Source organism: Pseudoalteromonas sp. P1-25, from assembly GCF_001401805.1.
Taxonomy (GTDB): Bacteria; Pseudomonadota; Gammaproteobacteria; order Enterobacterales; family Alteromonadaceae; genus Pseudoalteromonas.
Genome location: NZ_LKDW01000059.1, coordinates 1 through 4,325, shown reverse-complemented (window position 1 = coordinate 4,325; position 4,325 = coordinate 1). Strand labels below are relative to the sequence as shown.

4 protein-coding genes are annotated in these 4,325 nt (G+C 42.2%); 2 read left to right on the top strand and 2 right to left on the bottom strand.

The window, feature by feature from the left end; translation table 11 throughout:
* Positions 1–329: 329 nt before the first annotated feature.
* A complete protein-coding gene (locus tag AN393_RS19365) occupies positions 330–821 on the bottom strand; it encodes a DUF3016 domain-containing protein (RefSeq protein ID WP_055018928.1) in 492 nt (163 codons plus the stop codon).
* 228 nt (positions 822–1,049) lie between these two features.
* Between AN393_RS19365 and galE the strand changes: the two genes are divergently transcribed.
* Positions 1,050–2,066, top strand: coding sequence for a UDP-glucose 4-epimerase GalE (gene galE, locus AN393_RS19360; RefSeq protein ID WP_055018927.1), 1,017 nt, complete (start codon positions 1,050–1,052; stop codon positions 2,064–2,066).
* Between the two features lie 313 nt (positions 2,067–2,379).
* On the opposite strand, the gene zapE is transcribed toward galE, so the two are convergent.
* Positions 2,380–3,489, bottom strand: coding sequence for a cell division protein ZapE (gene zapE / locus AN393_RS19355; RefSeq protein WP_055018926.1), 1,110 nt, complete (start codon positions 3,487–3,489; stop codon positions 2,380–2,382).
* A 59-nt stretch (positions 3,490–3,548) separates the two neighbouring features.
* On the opposite strand from zapE, the gene rsuA reads away from it, so the two are divergent.
* Positions 3,549–4,247 carry a 16S rRNA pseudouridine(516) synthase RsuA gene (gene rsuA / locus AN393_RS19350; protein ID WP_055018925.1) on the top strand — a complete coding sequence of 233 codons (699 nt, stop codon included), beginning with the start codon at positions 3,549–3,551 and terminating at the stop codon, positions 4,245–4,247.
* Positions 4,248–4,325 lie beyond the last annotated feature (78 nt).

Genomic DNA, 4,325 nt, shown 5'->3' with positions numbered 1-4,325 from the left:
TTAGCGGTTAGCGGTTAGCGGTTAGCGGTTAGCGGTTAGCGGTTAGCGGTTAGCGGTTAGCGGTTAGCGGTTAGCGGTTAGCGGTTAGCCAGAATAAATTACATATACACTAGTAAGCAAGGCGCCTACAATAAATTTAGCCCCAGCGCTTATTTCGGTTGTAGACGTAGAGCTTGCTCACGTAAGAAGCGCAGATTCTTATGGTTTTAAAATATAATAACCAATTAAAAGCGCTGCTTTTATACGCCAGCAGGCTGCGCGTCTACTTGGCGATGATTGCAACTTCGTGACTTTAATCGAAACAGTGAAACCTGTTCACACAGCACTGCCTAATCTAAATTTGCTAAAATTTGCTCGCCAAACCACTCTGTAATTAAGCGTTTTTCATAAAAAAACGGCTCATCGCGACCCATTTTAATTTTATCCATAAAGCCCATGTCTTTCAGCTCTACATCGTTTGCTTCACTTATTACACTACCATCGTTATCTACAAGCGAGTAATTGAGCTTAATGCGAGGAAAATAAATAGGTTTTACTACGCGTATTTCATCCATACCGCCATAGCGTACATCGCCTGCTAAATCGATATCGGTTATTTCTAAATTTAGCTTGTAGCCTTTTGGCAACTGCTCGGCAAGTTTAGAAAAATGTTTTTCAAACTGAGTAGCAATTTGTTTATGGTACGACGCTTTGCCCTGGCTAGAAGCGCGCACGTCGCGGTAGTCTTTAAAATCTTGCCACTTAACTACAGATTCTCCAGCGTGTGCAAATGCAGGTAATGTAATACACATTGCCATAGCGATTGATTTAACTGAATTCATAGCATTCTCCAAAGGGGCAGTACTAATTATTTAGACTTAGCCCAGTAATATAACTAACGATTTTAGCAGTGATTGATTAACTATAACTTAATGCGACATTTAAACTACTTTAATATGCATCTAACTATATGACCCCCTCTCAGTAATAAAAGTTACAGATAAAGCATGTAAATCATCACTATTTATGGTGAAATTAAAATAATTGAAAAAGGTATCCACGGAGCATTCATGGCAATTTTAGTAACAGGCGGCGCAGGCTATATAGGCTCACACACCGTTTTAGAACTTTTACAGCAAGGCAACGAAGTTGTTGTTGTTGATAATTTGAGTAACGCATCAAAAGAATCGCTTGCCCGCGTAAAGCAAATCACAGGTAAAGAAGCCACGTTTTACCAAGGCGACATTTTAGATAAAGTTTTTTTAGATGCCATTTTTGCAAGGCACACCATTGAGAGCGTAATTCATTTTGCGGGCTTAAAGTCGGTTGGTGAGTCGGTGGCTAAACCTGTTGAGTACTATCAAACAAACGTACAAGGTACGCTAACACTTGTAGATGCCATGCGTGATGCAGGCGTATTTAAACTCGTATTTAGCTCATCAGCAACCGTTTACGGCGACCCTGCAAGCTTACCGATTAAAGAAGACTTCCCGGTAGGTGGCACAACAAACCCGTATGGCACATCAAAACTGATGGTTGAGATGATGCTACAAGATATTGTTAAATCAGATGAACGCTTTGCATTTGCTATTTTGCGTTACTTTAACCCTGTGGGCGCCCATGAGTCGGGATTAATTGGCGAAGATCCTAACGGTATACCAAATAACTTACTGCCCTTTATTGCCCAAGTTGCAGTAGGTAAATTAAAACAACTTGCTGTATTTGGTGACGACTACGACACCGTTGATGGCACCGGCGTGCGCGACTATATTCACGTTGTAGATTTAGCGATGGGCCACTTAAAAGCGCTTGATAAAATTGCCAACAATACCGGCGCGCTGGTATATAACCTTGGCACAGGCAATGGTTACTCTGTACTGCAAATGGTTAACGCCTTTATAAAAGCCAGTGGCCAAGACGTACCTTATCAAGTATCGCCTCGCCGCCCTGGCGATATTGCTGCATGCTACGCCGCGCCAGAAAAAGCACTTAAGGAGCTAGGCTGGAAAGCAGAACGCGGAATAGATGCCATGATGGAAGATACATGGCGTTGGCAGTCAAATAACCCTAATGGTTATAAAGGTTAATTAAACGCTTTGCCTGCTGCACAAGCAGGCAAATAATCTACAAGTAAATTTAATCACCGTGCTAATATTTAATGTAGACTTAAAGCTTGCTCAGGATTGATGCAAAGCTTCTCATAGCATTATCAAAGGGGTTAAACACGACGTAAAAGCGCTGCTTTTAAACGCCAGCAAGCTGCGCGTCTACAAGACCCTCTGCACCTGTGTTATTTCAGTTTTAGGTGTGAAGCTTGCTCTCGCACAAAGTTGAAATACCAGTATTTTTATACCAACACGCAAGCAAAGCGCCTATAAATAAACTTAGCGTCAGCGCTAATTACCAATTTTGCATTTCAACAATACGCGACTGTGTTCGCGCATATTCAAAGCTCAATTTTTTACCTTCATAAAGCGTTTCTATCTGTGCCTGCGCATTAATGACTAACAACTTGTGGCAATCGTAAAATTCATCTACCAATGCAATAAAGCGCCTCGCTTCGTCATCTAAATAATGCTCATCAAGGGTTTGCTTTTCTCGTTGGTAGCTATCTTCAATACCATGCACTATTACCTTACCCGTTGCGCCTACACCCATTTTTGGCACATTTGCTATATATAAAACATTAAACTGTTTGGCTAAAAGCATATAATCCTGCGCACTTCGTGGGCCAGAGCAAAGCGCCATAAAATCAATCATCAGTGCGTTATTTGCTTTAAATAAATACGGTAAAGCGCGCGAGTGTACCTGTAAACTTTGATTTTTAGTCGCTTGCGGATACTGTTTAATAAAAAGCTTATTAAACTCATCATTGGGTAAATTAATAAAATAGTGGCGGTTGTTTTTACCGTATCTAAAGCGGTGATCTTCTTGCCCGGCCACACTGACTATGTGGCAGTGGTTATTAATTAAATCGATTGTAGGTAAAAACCGCGCACGTTGCAGGCCATTACGATAGAGCTGTTCAGGCTTTACGTTAGAGGTTGCCACCAGCACAACCCCACAATCAAACAGGGCATTAAATAACCTTGCCATAATCATTGCATCGCCAATGTCACTTATAAAAAACTCATCAAAACACAGCACGTTTATATTTTTAGCCCACTGTTTGGCAATCAATGTAAGTGGATTTTTTTGCCCTTGTAATTGAGCAAGTTGGGCGTGTACCTGCGCCATAAAGTGATGAAAATGCAGCCGCTGCTTACGCTCAGTGGGTAAGTTTTTATAAAATAAATCCATCAACATAGATTTACCCCGCCCTACCGGCCCATACAAATAAACCCCTTTAACGAATGGCGTTTTTTGCCACCACAATTTTTTTGTGCATAACTGTGTGCTCAAATTATTTAACGCATTTACCGCACTATGCTGAGCGTTATCAAATCGTAGTTCACCCGCTTCAATTTTTGCTTGATAGAGCTTTAATATTTGTGGGTAGTTTACTGTCATGGGGTTTCACTATCGGCTATAATCGCGCCCATTGTAGCCGACTAAAAATGTGAACTAAAATGAAATTCCCTTGCCGCTTAGATAAATTTATTAGCCACCTAGCAGAGCTGCCACGCTCAAAAGCACGCGCTGCAATTAAGCGCCAAGAAGCGCAAGTTAATGGGGAAGTTATTACCGCGTTCGATTTTCAAATAACCCAGCAAGATGAAGTAACATTTGCTGGCGAGCCTATGGTATTTTTAGGCAAGCGCTACTTTATGCTGCACAAACCTGTAGGCTACGTGTGTGCTAATGTAGATGAGCTACACCCCACCGTATTTGATTTGCTCGATGAGCCAAATATGGCCGACTTTCATGTAGCAGGTCGCCTTGATATAGATACTACTGGCTTAGTGCTTATTACCAACGATGGCGACTGGTCGCATCGTATAACCTCGCCTAAGCACAACAAATTAAAAACCTACTTAGTAGAAACCCAAGAGCCTATAACCGAAGACGCATTAGAACAACTACGCAACGGCGTACAACTTCACAACGAAAAAGATCTCACCCGCCCAGCTAAAGCTGAAGCACTTGCCACCTACAGCTTACGCTTATCAATCAGCGAAGGTAAATACCATCAAGTTAAACGCATGTTAGCCGCAGTAGGTAACAAAGTGGTAGAACTACACCGCGAGCAAATAGGGAATATTATACTGGACGAAAACTTAGCAAGTGGAGAGTATAGAGAGTTAAAAGAGGGAGAGGTTAAATTATAGAGCGGTCAGCGGTCAGCGGTCAGCGGTCAGCGGTCAGCGGTCAGCGGTCAGCGGTCAGCGGTCAGCGGTCAGCGGTCA